The following is a 16,776-nucleotide window of genomic DNA, read 5'->3' as shown; positions in this document are numbered from 1 at the left end:
CCAGCTGTCGCCGGCGGTTGTTGCGAGACTATCGCCGCGCCACCAGAACGCCGACCATAAACGCAATCATCAGTGCCGGCAGCGGCGCCTCGCGTACCATGCCGCGAACGACATGTGTCCAATTTTGCTCCGGGACGAGGTTCGGAGACCTGATCTCCGGTGTTGGCGTGATGCCCCATTCGGAGGCGAGTTCGGCAATCTCGCTTGAGGCGAGCCGCACGCCGTCGCGGACGCGGAAGATGGCGGCGTCCGCGCGCTCGCGCGGCGCAAGCAGCATCATCGTCGTGACGGCCGTACGCAGGGTCATCTCGCCGTAACCTTGCAGCCTGACCGATTCCTCGGGGTCGGACGTCATCGGAAATCCCTCACAGGGCCAAATGCCTTACAACGCGAAGTGGCGCGCGATGGTGAAGGCCATCGTCGCGCACAGGACCAGCGTGGATACCGCGCCGGCCACGCCGCGCGCGAGATCGGTCCGCGTCAGGTGCCTGGTCATGATTTTGCTCCATGCTCGGCATGGCAATGGCGGGGAGGCGGCGTTGGTTCCAGCCGCGACGGGCGAATCGCGAACGCGGGCTATTTCCGCAGCAGCTCGCTCAGCGCCGCCGTCGCCTCGGCGCAGCGGATGTCGTCGATCTCGCGCGACAGGTTGAGTGCGCTCGATCTGAGCTCTTCGACTTTCCAGCTCTCGGGGTGCTGGGTCTCGAGTTGACCGAGCCGCTTGTTCAGATCGTCCAATCTGGTTTGCAATTGTTCGACGCTGGCGGCCCCATTCACCACCCAGACTCGTTGCGCACGCATCGGAGTTCCCCTGCTCGTCTCACGGCGTTGTGAGAGGGGTTCGTGGCCGCAATGGGAGTTTCTTTTGTCCGGCTTCAGACGGACGGGAACCGTTGCAGATCAGCAACGGGAGTTCCCTCGCGTTAGCGTGCGTCTGGAACTCGGCCCGTCACCGCATCAGGCCGCGCGCGGCCACTCGGTCGATTGCTTTTCAAGCCGGCTTTCGAGAATGGCGATGCTCACCCGGATATTGTCGCGCCGGGCCCGCAGGTTCTGCGCGAGCATGGGGTAGGCGACGTTCTGGGGATCGGAGATTCCAGCCTTCCGCTCTTCCTCCAGAATGTCGGCGTCGATCATTTGCATGCGCCAGCGCAGATCGGAGATCAATGCGTGGAGCTGTGTCGGCATGGTCGCTTCGAAACGGGACGTCGGGTGCATGATCGCCTCACGATGAAACAGACCCACTGCGGGTCTGAGGGATTGACTGCCGTCCAGCAAGCACAATGCCAGTGGGCGGCTGAGCGTCTTCCGCAATTGCTCCACGGCGCACCGGAACGATTACCACTCTTTCCCGTTGCTGCAGGGGCCTCGATAACGAGGCGATCGAGGGACCCATGCCGCTCATCCGCTATTTCGTCTTCACCGGCGGCGCTCTGCTCGCCCTCCTGTACCTTGCTGATTACTACCTGGCCGGCCCCGTGAGTGCGGCCGCCGAAACCGGGCCGGACCTCTCGATCGCCCGAATTCATTCTGCACAGACCTGGCCGGAGAAGATCATCTTCGACACCAACGTGCGCCAGATTCCGTTGACCAAAACTGTGGCGTCAACGTCAGACGCGGCGGCGCCAGTCGCGCCGGACGGTACGCGCCAGGCATTTGCCATGGCGGCGCAGCCCGCCGCGGAGCTCTCCAAGGCCGCGGAGCCCAGGCAGGCCAAGGCGGCCGCTCTGAACAAACGCGTCGCGGAGCGGCATCGTCGCCGCCAGCCGTCGCGCATGGCGGCGCGCAGTCAGTTCTTCAACGAGCCCGTCGCCGCAGAATGGTGAGTGCCGCTCTGCGAGGGTGTTTTCGCGCGACGTGGATGCGGTCGATCGCCATTCATCCTCGGCGCCCCCCGCGTGACGGTCGAACTGCCTCTCGGTTGGGCACCGTGCCGGACAGCGAGGCTGTGCGCGCGACGCATCGCACGATAGTCTCTGCCGCGACCTGACCCAGGAAGCGGACGAGGGAAAGATTCGTGACGAGATTTGTGACGATCGCGGCCGGCCAGCTTGGCCCTGTCGCGCGGACAGAGACGAGAACCGCGGTCGTGGCGCGCCTGATGGCCTTGATGCGCCAGGCGCACGCCAACGGTTGCGACCTGATCGTCTATCCCGAGCTCGCGCTGACCACGTTCTTTCCGCGCTGGTATTTCGAGGATCAGGCGGAGATAGACAGCTTCTTCGAGCGTGAGATGCCGGGGCTGGAGACGAGAGGCCTGTTCGATCTCGCGCGCGAGATCGGCATCGGATTTTATCTTGGCTATGCCGAGCTGACGGTCGAGGCCGGAATTGTCAGGCGCTACAACACCTCCATCCTGGTCGAGAAGAGTGGCGAGATTGTCGCGAGATATCGCAAGGTGCATTTGCCCGGGCATGCCGAGCACGAGCCTTGGCGCGAATTCCAGCATCTGGAAAAGCGCTATTTCGATCCTGGCAGTAGTTTCGGCGTGACCGAGGCCTTTGGCGGCGTGATGGGGATGGCGATCTGCAACGATCGCCGTTGGAGCGAGACCTATCGGGTGATGGGGCTGCAGGGCGTCGAGATGGTGATGATCGGCTACAACACGCCGGTGCACAATCCGCCCGCGCCCGAGCATGACGATCTCTCGCTGTTCCACAATCATCTGGTAATGCAGGCCGGCGCCTACCAGAACGGCACCTTCGTGGTCGGCGTCGCCAAGGCCGGTGTCGAGGAGGGCGTCGACCACATCGGCGGAAGCTGCGTCATCGCGCCCTCCGGCGAGATCATCGCGCGATGCACGACCAAGGGCGACGAGATCGCGCTCGCTCGCTGCGATCTCGATCTCTGCAACTCCTACAAGCGCACCACCTTTAATTTCGACGTTCACCGTCAGCCGCAGGCCTACCGGATGATTGTCGAACGGAAGGGCGTGACCCTGATGGCGGACAGAACGCCGGTGCGAACGACAGGGTGAGCTCCTGTAGCCCGGGTGAGCGAAGCGATACCCGGGACCGCTGCGAGAGTCCCGGATGTCGCTTCGCTCATCCGGGCTACAAGACTTGCGGTCGGGCAAAACACCCGCACTCCGTCAACCCCTTCCTGCAAAATATTCCACTTTACCGAAATTCGGTTTTGACGTATGTGTCGCCCATCCCGGCTCATCCTTGAGGGGCGATCTTGTGGTCGTCACGTTCGCGAGTCGGGCTTGCGGTGGACGCGGCAGCGTTCGGGTGCGAGAGGCGTGGGGCAGGGCGGATTGCTCTCCGTGAGCCCAACGCTTCGTTCCGACGAGCGGCGCTGCTAGGCTTCGTCTCGTCATCAGGTCGGCGGCAACGTGCACAACGCCGCCGAAACCGGTGGCGAAATGGCGGGCCGTGCGTACGGCAAAACCGTGTGGTCCTGGCCGTCGTTGCTACGGTCAAGCTCTTGCGGATGCGGCATCTGCGTCAACCGGCGCGGTGTCGGCGACTTCTGTGAAGGCGAGGGAGGCCAGCAGGAACTCGGCTCCCGGGAGAGCACGGCATAAGCCGTCCAACCATCGCGCAGGGAAGGCCGAGTGATTGGCTACACCTGTATGCTGCTGTGCGGTTTTCCTGCGTGTGCTTTTCGCGCGGCGGACCGCGGGTGCCAGCCGGCACCCGGCCTTCCCTGCGCCCTCTTGGCTTTGAGGGTGGAGTGACGAAGCAAAGCTCGGGCGAAATCAGCCGCGAGGCTGCGAAGGCGTGTCTGCACTTAAAGATGCGAGCCGGAAAATTGGCGCTGCCGCCTCATACTCCGTCATTGCGAGCGCAGCGAAGCAATCCAGTCTGCCGCCGCGGAGGGATTCTGGATTGCTTCGCTGCGCTCGCAATGACGATCTAGAGCGAATGTCCGCCAAACTCCTCCCTGGGGTAATGGGTCCTGGCCTTCGCCAGGACGACCCAGGAGTTGGTGGCGATCAGTGTGACCCACACCCCATCACAACCACGTGTCTTTATTCGGAAACAATCATTCCCTATTATCCCGCAATGCAAAAAGCCGCCCGCAAATCCCGCTCCGTCGCGCGTCCGCCCGGCCGTCCCCGGGAGTTCGACATGGACATTGCCCTCGACGGGGCCGTGCGCGTGTTTTCCGAGCGCGGTTATCATGCGACCTCGATTGGCGATCTCACCGCGGCGATGCGGCTGGCGACCGGCAGCGTCTACAAGGCGTTTCGCGACAAGCATGCGGTGTTTCTCGCCGCCTTCGAGCGCTATGTCGCTCTGCGCCAGGAGCAGACGCGTAGCGCCGCGGCGAAAGGCGCCAACGGCCGCGAGCGGCTGCGCAACATGCTATTGTCGTATGTAGAGCATTCCCAGGGCAGCGAGGGGCGGCGTGGCTGTCTCGTGGTCGGCAGCGCGGTCGAATTGTGCGCGGTCGATCCGGTGGTGGGCGCCCTCGTCAGCGCGCGGCTCGAGACCAACGAAGGCTTCATCGCTGGCCTCATTCGCGAGGGGCAGGCTGACGGCTCGATTCCCCGCCATGTCGCCGCCGACGACACCGCGCGGCTGATGATCTGCATCACGCAGGGTCTGCGCGTCGTCGGCAAGGCGCGCCTTTCGCTCGACGGCAAGCGCCTGGTCGCCGTCGCGATGAAGCTGCTCGCCTGAAGTTTTTGTCTATTAGGAAACAAGCGTTTCCTATATCTGGAGACTATGTGAATGACGATGAATGCCACGATCGAGACAGCCCCCGAGCCGGATGCGGTGTCGCAGCGCCTGACCTTCGTGCTTGCCGCGGCCTGTGGCATGGTCGCCGCCAACATCTATTACGCCCAGCCGCTGATCGCCCCGATCAGCGCCGCGCTCGGCCTGTCGCATGAAGCGGCGGGACTGATCGTCACCATGACGCAGATCGGCTACGGCGTGGGGCTTCTCTTCATAGTGCCGCTCGGCGACCTCGTCGAGAACCGCACCCTGATCTGCTCCGTCATCACGCTCGGCGCGGCAGCCCTGCTCGCCGCGGGGGCCGCGTCCCATGCGCTACCGTTCCTGATGGCCGCACTGTTCATCGGGCTCGGCTCGGTCGCGGTGCAGATCATCATTCCCTATGCGGCGCACCTTGCGCCGGCAGCCATTCGCGGCCGTGTCGTCGGCAACGTCTCGACCGGCTTGATGCTCGGCATCATGCTGGCGCGACCGGTGTCGAGCTTCGTCACGGCGATGCTGTCGTGGCACGCGGTGTTCTTCTGCTCGGCCGCACTGATGATCGTGCTCGCAGGGGTACTCTGGATGACGCTGCCGAAGCGCAAGCCGGTCGCGCGGATGCATTACGGCGAGTTGCTGCTGTCGATGCCGCATCTGGCGCGGACCACGCCGCTGCTGCGCCGCCGCGCGCTGTACCAGGCCAGCCTGTTCGGCGCCTTCAGCCTGTTCTGGACCGTGACGCCGCTGCTGCTCGCGAGCGAGTTCGGCTTCACCCAGCGCGGCATTGCGCTGTTCGCGCTCGCCGGTGTCGCCGGCGTGTTCGCGGCGCCGATCGCGGGGCGGCTTGCCGATCGCGGCTACAGCCGCATGGCAACACTGGTCGCGCTGCTGCTCGCGGCCGTAGGCTTCCTGATCACGCATGTCGGCGCGCCCGGATCGGTGCTGAACCTCGCCTGCCTGGTCGTGGCCGCGATCGCGATCGACATCGGCGTGCAGGGCAACGTCGTGCTCGGCTTCCGCGCGATCTTCGCGCTGGGGCATGAGCACCGCAGCCGCCTCAACGGCCTCTACATGGCGACGTTCTTCACCGCGGGCGCGGCGGGCTCGGCGGTCGGCGCCTGGGCGTTTGCGCAAGGCGGCTGGACGCTGGCATCGGCCATTGGCCTCGCGCTGCTCGTCGCAGGCCTGGTCTATGCGGCCACCGAGTAGGGCCGCGGTGGGTCCAGATTGTGCGATTCGGCCCGTTTACCAAGGCCGTCCGGCCGGCAATTTCCACCTCGCAGTTTCCCTGCCGCTGTAGTACTTTGGTCGCAAGCGAGCCTGGTTAACGGGCGGCAGGGGGAGGCTGATGAGGCGTGCGGGGCTGGTTGGCGTACCGCGGGTACGACCATGGTCGTGGCAGGCGTTTCTGCTTGGATTCGTCGTTGTCGCAATGTCGGCTGCGCTCCAAGGCGTCTGTGTCGCGCTCGGCGCAAAACTCTATTTCGCAGCGTTCCTGCCCAGCCTGTTCGTGCTCGGCATTATCGCGGGCGTGCCAGTTGCGGCGTTCGCCGCACTGCTCACCATTCCGCTGGTGTGGTGGGCGTTCATTCCGCCCTTCTTCGAGTTCAATTCTCTGACCAGCGCGCATGCCGATTCCATCAAGCTGTTCTGCCTGTTCGCGGTGCTGGTGATCGGACTTGCCGATCTCTGCCGCGAGATCATCAGCCGCGGTGGATTGAAGCCGCGCAGCGAGAGCGCGGCAACGAATTCGCAATAGATCGGCCTTGTACGGCCGCGCACGTTGCGCGCGGGCAACAGTCCGGAAACCATTCGCGCGCTTGCCGCGCGGCGCTAACTTTTCAAAAAAGATTTGGCCGCAATTTCTCCCCCGGGAATGACGAGGGAGTTTTCGGACATGAACGGCCAAATAACCGGTCACGCCATCTTGGAGAACGTGCGCCGCTATCGCGGCATCGCATCGCTCTATCGCCAGACCGCTGCATTCCGCCCGGGCCAGAGCTGGTCGCTGCTCGAGCAGGCGAAGGATTGGGAAGCACGGGCGCTGCTGGAGCTGGAAGCCTATTTCGCCGCGCGGATGGATTACGCTGCTACGCGTGCGGCCTGATCGTTAACCATCGGCGCGGCCTTGCGCAGGCCCGCGTCGGTCATCGGGTCGCGCACGGAAAACACGGGGCGATTACGGAGTTATCTCGACGCCCGCCTGTGCTAGCAACGTCCCGACCGAGACATCCCAATTCGGCCGGGGCAAGCGATGATCACCTTCAACCGCATCTTCACGACCGAGCGCCTGCTCCAGATCATCGTCATTCTCGCGGCCACGGTCGCGATGAAGCTGATGGGCTGAATTCCGGCAGGCTATCGCGCGCCGAATTCGGGCAATTCGGGCAGATAGTTCGCCCCCTCCGAGCCGAGAAAATCGAACATCGCCTGCGCCGGCGGCAACAGCACCTTGTCGCTGCGGCGGATCACGTACCATTGCCGCACGATCGGCAGGCCCGCGACGTCGAGCACGATCAGCCGGCCCTCGGTGAGCTCGTGCGCCACGGTGTGGGCCGAGATGAAGGCGATGCCGAGCCCGGCGATGACAGCCTGCTTGATGGTCTCGTTGCTGCTCATCTCCATGCCGATGATCGGCTCGAGATCCGACCTCTGGAACATGCCTTCCATCAGCGTCCGCGTGCCCGAGCCAGGCTCGCGGGTGAGGAAGGTCTCGTGCACGAGGTCGGTCAGGTTGAGGCCGGAATCTTTCTCCAGCCAGTGCCCCTTGCGTGCGACGATGATGTGCGGATTCCGCCCGAGCTGACGGACGTCGACGCTGACATCGGCCGGTGGCCGACCCATCACTGCGAAATCGAGGTCGTAGCCGTGCATGGCCTCGCGGATCTCCTCGCGATTGCCGACCGTGAGCTTGAGCTCGATCTTCGGATACCGCTTCGAGAATGCCGCGATCGCGTGCGGCACGAAATATTTTGCGGTCGAGACAGCGCCGAGATGCACCGTGCCGCCGGTTCGCCCGGCGAGCAGGTCGAGCGCGCCCTGGCAGTCGGTGATTGCGGCTTCGACGCGCTCGGCGAGGGTAAGCACCTCCTTGCCCGCCTCCGTCAGCAGCATGCCGTCGCCGGTCCGCTGCAGCAGCGGCAGGCCGGCGAGATCCTGAAGCTGGCGCAGTTGCTGGGTCACGGCCGGCTGCGTCAGGCCGAGCTGGGTCGAGGCTGCCGTGACGCTGCCCTTGGCCGCGAGCGCCGCGAGCGCCGCATGCGCTGGCCGTGGCGTCCGCGGTCGATGCCATCGCGGCGGCCGCGATCGAAATCGCCGATCTCATCGCCACCGGAGACCTTGCGGACGCCTCCGGCCTGATCACCGGCCGCAATAGCGACGGTGACGTCCAGCGCGATCTCGACGTGCAGGCGGATGCGATCCTGCGCCGCTGTCTCGGCAAGCTGCCGATCGCGGCACTGGCGTCGGAGGAGATGCGCGAACCTCAGATCGGCGACCGCAAGGCCAAGATCTGCGTCGCGATCGATCCGCTCGACGGCTCCTCCAACATCGACATCAACATGACCGTAGGCACGATCTTTTCGATCCTGCCCGCGCCTGATGATCTCGCGCTCGCCTTCCATCAGCGCGGCTCGGCGCAGCTCGCGGCGGGGTTCGTCACCTACGGCCCGCAGACCTCGCTGGTGCTGACGCTTGGCGAGGGCGTCGATATCTTCACGCTGGATCGCAAGTCCGGTTGCTTCCGTCTCGCGCGTAGCGCCGTGCAGATCTCCGAGACCTGCGAGGAGTTCGCGATCAACGCCTCGAACCGCCGGCATTGGGAACAGCCGGTGCGCGCCTTCGTCGACGAATGCCTCGCCGGTGTGGAAGGGCAGGCCAACCACAATTTCAACATGCGCTGGGTCGGCTCGCTGGTTGCCGAGGCCTACCGTATCCTCACCCGCGGTGGCGTGTTCCTCTATCCCTCTGATGCACGGCCGGGCTATGGTGACGGCCGCCTGCGCCTCGTCTACGAGGCGCACCCGATGGCTTACATCGTCGAGCAGGCCGGCGGCTCCGCGTCGACCGGGCGCGAACGCATCCTTGAGCTTTCAGCGCAGAGCCTGCACCAGCGCGTGCCGCTGATCATGGGTTCGAACAACGAGGTGCAGCGCGTCGAGGACCTGCATTGCGATCCCTTGCTGGTCGCCAGCGTCTCCGCACCGCTGTTCGCGCGGCGCGGCTTCTTCCGGCTGTAAGCGAGGCATCCCATGTCCAGGAAGCATCCGATCATCTCCATCACCGGCTCTTCCGGCGCCGGCACCACGTCGGTCAAGAAGACGTTCGAACAGATATTCTTCCGCGAGAAGGTCAACGCCGCCTACATCGAAGGCGACGCCTTCCATCGTTACGATCGCGTGGAAATGCGCACGCAGATGGCGAAGGAGGCCGATCGCGGCAACAGGCATTTCAGCCATTTCAGCCCCGAGACCAATCTGTTCGAGGAGCTGGAGCGGGCGTTCCGCGACTATGGCGAGACCGGTACGGCGACGACGCGGCACTATGTCCACGATGCCGAGGAATCCGCGCTGCATGGTGCCGCACCCGGCACCTTCACCGAATGGAAACGGCTGCCGGAGAGCTCCGACCTGCTGTTCTACGAGGGCCTGCATGGCGCGGTCGTCACCGACAAGGTCAACGTCGCGCGTTATGCCGACCTCAAGATCGGCGTCGTGCCCGTCATCAATCTCGAATGGATCCAGAAGCTGCACCGCGACCGCAGTGCGCGAGGCTATTCGACCGAGGCCGTCACCGACACCGTTCTGCGAAGGATGCCCGACTACATCCACTACATCTGTCCGCAATTTTCCGAGACCGACATCAACTTCCAGCGCGTGCCGACGGTGGACACCTCCAATCCATTCATCGCGCGCTGGATCCCAACGCCGGACGAATCGATGGTCGTGATCCGCTTCAAGAACCCGCGCGGCATCGACTTCCCCTACCTGCTCTCGATGCTGCCGCAAAGCTGGATGTCGCGCGCCAATTCGATCGTGTGCCCCGGCGCGAAGCTCGATCTTGCCATGCAGCTGATCCTGACGCCGCTGATCATGCAGCTCATCGAGCGCAAGCGAAACCTGAAGTGAACGAGGGGAGGATCCGATGAACATCTCCGTCCACGCCGCCGCAGACCTTACCGCGGTCACACACAATGATCTCGCCAACGCCGTCCGCTTCCTCGCGGTCGACGCCATCGAGACCTCGCAGTCCGGCCACCCCGGACTGCCCATGGGCATGGCCGATGTCGCCACCGTGCTGTTCTCGCGATTTCTGAAATTCGACTCGGCTCACCCCCACTGGCCGGACCGTGATCGCTTCGTGCTGTCGGCAGGCCACGGCTCGATGCTGCTCTATGCATTGCTCCATCTCACCGGCGGCGACGTCAGCCTCGATGACATCAAGGCCTTCAGGCAATGGGGCTCGAAGACGCCGGGCCATCCGGAATATGGCCATACGCCGGGCGTCGAGACGACGACCGGTCCGCTGGGGCAGGGGATTGCGACCGCGGTGGGCATGGCGCTCGCCGAGCGGATGGGCAATGCGCGGCATGGCGATGGCCTCGTCGATCACTTTACGTATGTGATCGCCGGCGACGGCTGCCTGATGGAAGGCATCAGCCAGGAAGCGATTTCGCTCGCCGGCCATCTCGGGCTCGGCCGCCTGATCTTGCTGTTCGACGACAACGGCATCTCCATTGACGGGCCGACCTCGCTTGCGACCTCTGACGACCAGCTCGCGCGCTTCGCCGCCTCAGGCTGGTCGGTGCGCCGTGTCGATGGGCACGATTCCGAAGCAGTTGCGCAGGCGATTGCGGAGGAGCGTGAGAGCCAAAGACCGTCGCTGATCGCCTGCCGCACCATCATCGGCTATGGCGCGCCGGATCGTCAGGGCACCGAGAAGGCGCACGGCGCGCCGCTCGGCACCGAGCAGACCGCGGCGGCGCGGCGAGCGCTCGGCTGGGACTATCAGCCCTTCGTGGTGCCTGTCACGGTCCTGAAAGCATGGCGGATGATCGGGCAGCGCGGGCAGGTCGAGCGTCTCGCCTGGCTCGATCGCTATGAATGCGCGACGCCTGAGCAGCGCGATCTGTTTGTCGAGGGCAAGGCGGTTGCCCTGCCGAACGCCTATGCCCTGGCCTCGGCGAAGTTGCGCGAGCGCTTTGCCACCGAGCGTCCGAAGCTCGCGACGCGGCAGGCGTCGCAACAGGTGCTCGACGGAATCGCAGGGACGATTCCCGGATTTGTCGGTGGCTCGGCGGACCTCACGCATTCGAACCTGACGCATGCCAAGGCGCAGACCCCGGTCAAGCGCGGCGCGTTCGCCGGCGATTACATCCATTACGGCATCCGCGAGCACGGCATGGCGGCCGCGATGAACGGCCTCGCGCTGCACGGCGGCTTCATTCCCTATGGCGGCACCTTCCTCGCGTTCTCCGATTACAGCCGGCCGGCGATCCGCCTTGCGGCCTTGATGCGGATCCGCGTCATTCATGTGATGACCCATGACTCCATCGGCCTCGGTGAGGACGGCCCGACGCATCAGCCGGTCGAGCATCTCGCAGCGCTTCGCGTCATTCCGAACCTGCTTGTTTTCCGGCCGGCCGACGCGGTTGAGACGCTGGAAGCATGGGATTGCGCGCTCCAAGCTGAAAATCGTCCGTCCGTGCTGTGCCTGTCCCGTCAGGCGCTGCCGACCTTCCGCAGCGACGTGCGCGGTAGAAACCGCGTCGCACGGGGCGCCTATCTGATCGTTTCGCCGGACGGCGGCCGCGACGTGACGCTCATCGCAACGGGTTCGGAAGTGTCTATTGCGCTGGAAGCGGCCCGCCTGCTCGCCACCGAGCACGTCCGCGGGGCCGTAGTCTCCGCGCCCTGCTTCGCGTTGTTCGAGGAGCAGCCGGAGGACTACCGCGCTGCCGTGCTCGGCACGGCGCCACGGATCGGCATCGAGGCGGCAGTCGCCGGCGATTGGCATCGATGGATCGGCACTGACGGCGAATTCGTCGGCATGCGCGGCTTCGGTGCCTCGGCGCCCGCGCCAGTGCTCTACCGCGAATTCGGCATCACGCCGCAAAGCGTCGCGGAAGCCGCCCGGCGGGCGATTGCCCGCACAAGCAAGCAATAACAGGAGGAATTGTCGTGGCCCGTATCACCCTTCGTCAGCTGCTCGACCACGCCGCCAGTCACGGCTACGCGGTGCCGGCATTCAACATCAACAACATGGAGCAGGGCATCGCGATCATGCAGGCGGCGGCCGAGGTCGACGCGCCGGTGATCATCCAGGCTTCGCGCGGCGCGCGCAGCTATGCCGGCGACCTCATGCTCTCGCACATGATCGACGCGCTGGAGCGGACCTATCCGGACATCCCGCTCTGCATGCACCAGGACCATGGCAACGACGAAGCGACCTGCGCCTCCGCGATCGCCCACGGCTTCACCTCGGTGATGATGGACGGCTCGCTCAAGGCAGACGCCAAGACCGCGGCCGATTACGACTACAACGTTGCGATCACCAGCCGCGTCGTCGATCTCGCCCATTGGGTCGGTGCCTCCGTCGAAGGCGAGCTCGGCGTGCTCGGCTCGCTCGAGCATGGCGGCGGCGAACAGGAGGATGGTCACGGCGTCGAAGGCACGATCAGCCACGATCAGTTGCTGACGGATCCCGACCAGGCGGTCGACTTCGTCCGCGCCACCAAGGTCGATGCGCTCGCGATCGCGATGGGCACCTCGCACGGCGCCTACAAGTTCAGCCGCAAGCCGGACGGCGACATTCTGGCGATGCGGGTGGTCGAGGAGATTCATCGCCGTCTGCCGAACACGCATCTCGTGATGCACGGCTCTTCCTCGGTGCCGCAGCCGCTCCAGGACATGTTCAATCAGTTCGGCGGCGAGATGCCGCAGACCTGGGGCGTGCCGGTCGAGGAGATCGTCCGCGGCATCAAGAGCGGCGTGCGCAAGGTCAATATCGACACCGACTGCCGGCTGGCGATGACCGCGGTGTTCCGCAAGGTCGCCGCGCAAACGCGCTCCGAGTTCGATCCGCGCAAATTCCTCAAGCCCGCGATGGATGCGATGCGCGAGCTCTGCCGCGAGCGCTTCGAGCAGTTCGGGACTGCAGGCCACGCCAGCCGGATCAAGGTCGTTCCCTTGAGCGAGATGGCGCGGCGCTACCGCGCCGGAGAACTCGATCCCAGCATCGACGCCCGCGAGCCCGTCGCGGCCTAATCATTCAGAGAGAGAAGAGCAGGAGAGAGCCATGAATGCACATGCAGGAACCGTCCGCGGCAAGGAAAGATATCGATCGGGCGTGATGGAATACAAGCGCATGGGCTATTGGGAGCCTGATTACGTGCCAAAGGACACCGATGTCATCGCGCTGTTCCGCGTCACGCCGCAAGAGGGCGTCGACCCGATCGAGGCGTCGGCCGCAGTCGCCGGCGAATCTTCGACCGCGACCTGGACGGTGGTGTGGACCGATCGCCTGACCGCTGCCGAGAAGTATCGCGCAAAATGCTATCGCGTCGATCCGGTGCCGGGCACGCCGGGCTCGTATTTCGCCTACATCGCCTACGACCTCGACCTGTTCGAGCCTGGTTCGATCGCCAACCTCTCGGCCTCGATCATCGGCAACGTGTTCGGCTTCAAGCCGCTGAAGGCGCTGCGTCTGGAAGACATGCGCTTCCCGGTCGCTTATGTGAAGACGTTCCAGGGGCCGGCAACCGGCATCGTGGTCGAGCGCGAGCGGCTCGACAAGTTCGGCCGGCCGCTGCTCGGCGCCACCGTCAAGCCGAAGCTCGGCCTCTCGGGCCGCAATTACGGCCGCGTGGTCTACGAGGCGCTGAAGGGCGGGCTCGACTTCACCAAGGATGACGAGAACATCAACTCGCAGCCCTTCATGCACTGGCGCGACCGCTTCCTCTATTGCATGGAGGCGGTGAACCGTGCACAGGCGGCCTCCGGCGAGGCGAAGGGCACTTACCTGAACATCACCGCGGGAACGATGGAGGACATGTACGAGCGCGCCGAGTTCGCGAAGGAGCTCGGATCGTGCATCGTCATGATCGACCTCGTGATCGGCTACACCGCGATCCAGTCGATGGCGAAATGGGCGCGGCGCAACGACATGATCCTGCATCTGCATCGCGCCGGTCACTCGACCTACACGCGGCAGAAGAGCCACGGCGTGTCGTTCCGCGTCATCGCCAAGTGGATGCGGCTTGCCGGCGTCGACCACATCCATGCCGGCACGGTGGTCGGCAAGCTCGAAGGTGACCCGAACACCACGCGCGGCTATTACGATGTCTGCCGCGAAGACTTCAACCCGACCAGGCTCGAACACGGACTGTTCTTCGACCAGTCCTGGGCGAGCCTGAACAAGATGATGCCGGTTGCCTCCGGCGGCATCCATGCCGGCCAGATGCATCAGCTGCTCGACCTGCTCGGCGAGGACGTCGTGCTGCAGTTCGGCGGCGGTACCATCGGCCATCCCATGGGCATCGCGGCCGGCGCGATCGCCAATCGTGTGGCGCTGGAAGCGATGATCCTCGCCCGCAACGAGGGCCGCGACTATGTCCACGAAGGTCCGGAGATCCTGGCCAGGGCGGCCGAGACCTGCACGCCGCTGAAAGCTGCACTCGAGGTCTGGAAGGACGTCTCCTTCAATTATGAATCCACCGACACGCCTGACTTCGTGCCGACCGCGCTCGAAACCGTTTGAGGAGATTTGACATGAAGCTGACCCAAGGCTGCTTCTCGTTCCTGCCCGATCTGACCGACGACCAGATCACCAAACAGGTGCAGTATTGCCTGACCAACGGCTGGGCGGTGAACATCGAGTTCACCGACGATCCGCATCCCCGCAACACCTATTGGGAGATGTGGGGCCTGCCGATGTTCGATCTCCAGGACGCCGCCGGCGTGATGATGGAGCTCGCCGAATGCCGCAGAGTGCATGGCGACCGCTACATCCGCCTCAGCGGCTTCGACTCCAGCCATGGCTGGGAATCGGTGCGGATCTCGTTCATCGTCAACCGCCCGCCGCAGGAAGCCGAGTTCGAGCTGGTGCGGCAGGAGGTGGGCGGACGCGCGATCCGCTACACCACCGTGCGTCGGCAGCCCGCGCACGCGCCAACCTAACTCATTCTCCTCCGCGCGGAGCACTCCCTGCTCCGTTTCCTTGGCGGACCACTGCTTCGCCGCTCTCCCGCGGCGAAGCCCTTTTCTTCGAGGTGCCGATGCTGGATGTTCCCCATGCAATGACAACTGAGCCCGGCGAGACCAGTTTCGATCTCCGCAAGGAGGCCGAAGAGGCTGGAATCCCCGGCACGCTGCAACAGCTCGAGCAGGAGCTGATCGGATTGAAGCCGGTGAAGAGCCGCGTGCGCCAGATCGCGTCGCTCTTGCTGATCGAACGTATCCGGCAGCGTGCGGGACTGGCTTCGTCGCCGCCGACGCTGCACATGTCGTTCACCGGCAATCCCGGCACCGGCAAGACGACCGTCGCGTTGCGCATGGCAAAGATCCTGCACGGCCTCGGCTTCGTGCGGCGCGGGCAGGTGATCTCGGTGACGCGCGACGATCTCGTCGGCCAGTATATCGGCCACACCGCGCCCAAGACGAAGGAGATCCTGAAGAAGGCGATGGGCGGCGTGCTGTTCATCGACGAGGCCTATTATCTCCATCGGCCGGACAACGAGCGCGACTACGGCCAGGAGGCGATCGAGATTCTGCTGCAGGTGATGGAAAATCAGCGCGAGGACCTCGTCGTGATCCTTGCCGGCTATGGCGAGCGGATGACGAGCTTCTTCGCCTCCAATCCCGGCTTCCGTTCGCGCATCGCCCACCACATCGACTTTCCGGACTATGCGGAAGCCGAGCTGCTCGTCATCGCCGAGCTGATGCTGAAGGAACGGGGTTATCGCCTCTCGGCGGCGGCGCGTGAGGCGTTCGAGAAATATATTGCGCTGCGTCGGACCCAACCGTTCTTCTCCAATGCGCGATCTATCCGCAACGCCGTCGACCGCATCCGCCTGCGGCAGGCCGATCGCCTGGTATCCGATCTCGATCGCATGCTCGACATCGCCGACCTCGAAACGATCGATCCCATGGACGTCCTGGCGAGCCGCGTCTTCAGCGGCGGTGCCGACGCGCAGGGGAGTGCGAAGCCATGACCCGAGAAATCCTCATCGCGCCGTCGATCTTGGCTGCGGATTTTGCCCGCCTCGGCGAGGAGATCGCAGCGATCGACGCGGCGGGCGCCGACTGGGTTCATTGCGATGTCATGGACGGGCATTTCGTCCCGAACATCAGTTATGGCGCGGACGTCATCAAGGCGATCCGGCCGCTGACGAAGAAAATATTCGACGTGCATCTCATGATCGCGCCGACCGATCCTTATCTCGAGGCGTTTGCGAAGGCCGGCGCGGATCTCATTACGGTGCATGCCGAAGCGGGTCCGCACCTCGATCGCTCGCTTCAGGCCATCCGCGCGCTCGGCAAGAAAGCCGGCGTCAGCCTGTGTCCCGCCACTCCCGAAAGCGCGATCGAGTATGTGCTCGATCGTCTCGATCTCGTCCTGGTGATGACGGTCAATCCGGGTTTTGGCGGCCAGTCCTTCCTCGAGTCCCAGCTCGAGAAGATCGCGCGCATCCGAAGCATGATCGGCGACCGGCCGATCCGGCTCGAGGTTGACGGCGGCATCACGCGCGACAATGCCGCAGCCGTGGCCGCTGCGGGCGCCGATACGCTTGTGGCGGGTTCCGCCGTGTTTCGCGGCAGGAGCAGCGCGGACTATGCCGGCAACATTGCGGCCATCCGCGCGGCTGCGGAAGCGGGCAGAGTTCCGAACCTGCAACATAGTTCGGAGCGGACGATGCGAGCCGGTGAGCCCGCGCTCATCCGGTAGACTGCCGCCGGGTACACATTGGCCCGCGGCAGGGTTCCGAGGCGTTGAGGCCGCGGTGATTGGAACTTTCGCCCGAACACGCGTTTGCCTAGAATCACGCGCGTCACGCGCGCGGCGGGCGCAGCAAATCTTTTGCACAACCGCCATCGCCCTGACGCAAATAAGG

Annotated in this window: 17 protein-coding genes and 1 pseudogene; 14 read left to right on the top strand and 4 right to left on the bottom strand. The window is 64.7% G+C overall.

The features are described 5' to 3' along the window. Positions 1-28: 28 nt before the first annotated feature. The 3 genes from IVB40_RS27165 to IVB40_RS27155 all read right to left on the bottom strand — a co-directional run bounded on the left by IVB40_RS27165 (position 29) and on the right by IVB40_RS27155 (position 1,218). The gene (locus IVB40_RS27165) at positions 29-355 is read right to left on the bottom strand and encodes a hypothetical protein (RefSeq protein WP_027568651.1); all 327 of its coding nucleotides are present in this window, start codon (positions 353-355) and stop codon (positions 29-31) included. A gap of 221 nt (positions 356-576) precedes the next feature. Beyond that, a complete protein-coding gene (locus IVB40_RS27160; RefSeq protein ID WP_027568652.1) occupies positions 577-801 on the bottom strand; it encodes a hypothetical protein in 225 nt (74 codons plus the stop codon). A gap of 156 nt (positions 802-957) precedes the next feature. Continuing rightward, positions 958-1,218, bottom strand: coding sequence for a hypothetical protein (locus IVB40_RS27155; RefSeq protein ID WP_247356963.1), 261 nt, complete (start codon positions 1,216-1,218; stop codon positions 958-960). A 176-nt stretch (positions 1,219-1,394) separates the two neighbouring features. Between IVB40_RS27155 and IVB40_RS27150 the strand changes: the two genes are divergently transcribed. The 6 genes from IVB40_RS27150 (at position 1,395) to IVB40_RS27125 (ending at position 6,774) form a co-directional block, all read left to right on the top strand. Continuing rightward, the gene (locus IVB40_RS27150) at positions 1,395-1,826 is read left to right on the top strand and encodes a hypothetical protein (RefSeq protein WP_247816829.1); all 432 of its coding nucleotides are present in this window, start codon (positions 1,395-1,397) and stop codon (positions 1,824-1,826) included. 191 nt (positions 1,827-2,017) lie between these two features. Further along, the gene (locus IVB40_RS27145) at positions 2,018-2,977 is read left to right on the top strand and encodes an N-carbamoyl-D-amino-acid hydrolase (protein ID WP_247399802.1); all 960 of its coding nucleotides are present in this window, start codon (positions 2,018-2,020) and stop codon (positions 2,975-2,977) included. 1,099 nt (positions 2,978-4,076) lie between these two features. Next, positions 4,077-4,631, top strand: a complete 555-nt coding sequence (locus IVB40_RS27140) for a TetR/AcrR family transcriptional regulator (RefSeq protein WP_247816828.1) — start codon at positions 4,077-4,079, stop codon at positions 4,629-4,631. A gap of 51 nt (positions 4,632-4,682) precedes the next feature. Continuing rightward, positions 4,683-5,876, top strand: coding sequence for an MFS transporter (locus IVB40_RS27135; protein ID WP_247816827.1), 1,194 nt, complete (start codon positions 4,683-4,685; stop codon positions 5,874-5,876). 139 nt (positions 5,877-6,015) lie between these two features. Further along, positions 6,016-6,426, top strand: a complete 411-nt coding sequence (locus tag IVB40_RS27130) for a DUF4118 domain-containing protein (RefSeq protein ID WP_247356956.1) — start codon at positions 6,016-6,018, stop codon at positions 6,424-6,426. Positions 6,427-6,564: 138 nt separating this feature from the next. Continuing rightward, the gene (locus IVB40_RS27125; RefSeq protein WP_007594851.1) at positions 6,565-6,774 is read left to right on the top strand and encodes a hypothetical protein; all 210 of its coding nucleotides are present in this window, start codon (positions 6,565-6,567) and stop codon (positions 6,772-6,774) included. A 251-nt stretch (positions 6,775-7,025) separates the two neighbouring features. Here the strand turns inward: IVB40_RS27125 and IVB40_RS27120 are convergent. After that, positions 7,026-7,919, bottom strand: a pseudogene (locus IVB40_RS27120) (LysR family transcriptional regulator); the annotation flags it as partial. A gap of 11 nt (positions 7,920-7,930) precedes the next feature. On the opposite strand from IVB40_RS27120, the gene IVB40_RS27115 reads away from it, so the two are divergent. From IVB40_RS27115 to rpe, 8 genes are all read left to right on the top strand, one after another. Beyond that, positions 7,931-8,905, top strand: a complete 975-nt coding sequence (locus IVB40_RS27115) for a class 1 fructose-bisphosphatase (RefSeq protein WP_247819602.1) — start codon at positions 7,931-7,933, stop codon at positions 8,903-8,905. 12 nt (positions 8,906-8,917) lie between these two features. Then, complete coding sequence (locus IVB40_RS27110) at positions 8,918-9,793, top strand: phosphoribulokinase (RefSeq protein WP_027516497.1); 876 nt, start codon at positions 8,918-8,920, stop codon at positions 9,791-9,793. 16 nt (positions 9,794-9,809) lie between these two features. Further along, positions 9,810-11,831: a transketolase gene (gene tkt / locus IVB40_RS27105; protein ID WP_247816826.1), complete on the top strand. Its 2,022-nt coding sequence runs from the start codon at positions 9,810-9,812 to the stop codon at positions 11,829-11,831. Between the two features lie 14 nt (positions 11,832-11,845). Then, positions 11,846-12,931: a class II fructose-bisphosphate aldolase gene (fba, locus tag IVB40_RS27100; protein ID WP_247399790.1), complete on the top strand. Its 1,086-nt coding sequence runs from the start codon at positions 11,846-11,848 to the stop codon at positions 12,929-12,931. Positions 12,932-12,962: 31 nt separating this feature from the next. After that, positions 12,963-14,423: a form I ribulose bisphosphate carboxylase large subunit gene (locus IVB40_RS27095; RefSeq protein WP_247356948.1), complete on the top strand. Its 1,461-nt coding sequence runs from the start codon at positions 12,963-12,965 to the stop codon at positions 14,421-14,423. Between the two features lie 11 nt (positions 14,424-14,434). Beyond that, the gene (locus IVB40_RS27090; RefSeq protein WP_247816825.1) at positions 14,435-14,842 is read left to right on the top strand and encodes a ribulose bisphosphate carboxylase small subunit; all 408 of its coding nucleotides are present in this window, start codon (positions 14,435-14,437) and stop codon (positions 14,840-14,842) included. Between the two features lie 98 nt (positions 14,843-14,940). Then, complete coding sequence (gene cbbX / locus IVB40_RS27085) at positions 14,941-15,876, top strand: CbbX protein (protein ID WP_247816824.1); 936 nt, start codon at positions 14,941-14,943, stop codon at positions 15,874-15,876. Then, complete coding sequence (rpe, locus tag IVB40_RS27080) at positions 15,873-16,610, top strand: ribulose-phosphate 3-epimerase (RefSeq protein ID WP_247291061.1); 738 nt, start codon at positions 15,873-15,875, stop codon at positions 16,608-16,610. The genes cbbX and rpe overlap by 4 nt, the downstream gene beginning before the upstream one ends. Positions 16,611-16,776: the final 166 nt, after the last annotated feature.

The organism is Bradyrhizobium sp. 40, from assembly GCF_023100925.1.
GTDB lineage: Bacteria > Pseudomonadota > Alphaproteobacteria > Rhizobiales > Xanthobacteraceae > Bradyrhizobium.
The sequence above is the reverse complement of the archived record's forward strand: the minus strand, read 5'-3'. Positions and strand labels throughout refer to the sequence as shown.